Origin of the sequence: Bartonella propinqua (genome assembly GCF_047263965.1) — a bacterium.
In the GTDB taxonomy this organism is placed as follows: Bacteria; Pseudomonadota; Alphaproteobacteria; order Rhizobiales; family Rhizobiaceae; genus Bartonella.
This window is the reverse complement of record NZ_JBLEBK010000033.1, coordinates 1-1,190: the sequence shown is the minus strand read 5'-3', so window position 1 is coordinate 1,190 and position 1,190 is coordinate 1. Positions and strand designations below refer to the sequence as shown.

Annotated in this window: 1 protein-coding gene; it reads right to left on the bottom strand. The window is 42.8% G+C overall.

Annotated elements, in window-relative coordinates; translation table 11 throughout:
- Positions 1-14: 14 nt before the first annotated feature.
- Positions 15-1,190, bottom strand: coding sequence for an elongation factor Tu (tuf, locus tag ACMFKV_RS07185; protein WP_336288771.1), 1,176 nt, complete (start codon positions 1,188-1,190; stop codon positions 15-17).

Below are 1,190 nucleotides of genomic sequence, written 5' to 3'. Positions count from 1 at the left end.
TCAGTAACCATTATTTACTCAATGATCTTAGAAACGATACCTGCACCAACAGTACGACCACCTTCACGAATAGCGAAACGAAGTTTTTCTTCCATTGCAATTGGAACAATCAAAGAAACATCCATAGCAACGTTATCACCAGGCATAACCATCTCAGTACCTTCCGGAAGCGTAACAATTCCCGTTACATCTGTAGTACGAAAGTAAAATTGAGGACGATAATTCGTGAAAAAAGGCGTATGACGACCACCTTCATCTTTCGTCAAAATATAAGCCTCTGCCTTAAATTTAGTATGAGGAGTAACTGAACCAGGCTTTGCCAAAACCTGACCACGCTCAATACCTTCACGATCAACACCACGAAGCAATGCACCTATATTATCACCAGCCTGCCCTTGATCTAAAAGCTTACGGAACATCTCAACGCCTGTAACTGTTGTCTTAGAAGTCGGACGAATGCCAATAATCTCAATTTCTTCACCAACTTTAATAACACCACGTTCAACACGACCAGTAACAACAGTTCCACGACCTGAAATCGAAAAAACATCCTCAATCGGCATCAAAAACGGCTGATCAACAGGACGTTCAGGTGTCGGTATATAACTATCAACTTCATTCATCAAAAGGCGAACAGCATCCTCACCAATGCTCTTATTACTATCTTCAAGAGCTGCTAATGCAGAACCCTTAATAATCGGGATATCATCCCCTGGGAAATCATATTTCGATAAAAGCTCCCGAACTTCAAGCTCAACAAGCTCCAAAAGCTCAGCATCATCAACCTGATCAACTTTATTAAGAAAAACAACAATCGCAGGAACACCAACCTGACGCGCAAGCAAAATATGTTCACGTGTTTGTGGCATTGGACCATCGGCTGCAGAAACAACCAAAATCGCTCCATCCATTTGCGCCGCCCCTGTAATCATGTTCTTCACATAATCTGCGTGCCCTGGGCAATCAACATGCGCATAGTGCCGATTCTCTGTTTCATACTCAACATGCGCTGTGGAAATAGTAATTCCGCGTGCACGCTCCTCTGGTGCTGCATCAATTTGGTCATACGCTTTAAATTCACCAAAATACTTTGTAATCGCTGCCGTCAATGAGGTCTTCCCATGATCAACGTGACCAATCGTACCTATATTAACATGCGGCTTCGTACGTTCAAATTTGCTCTTTGCCAT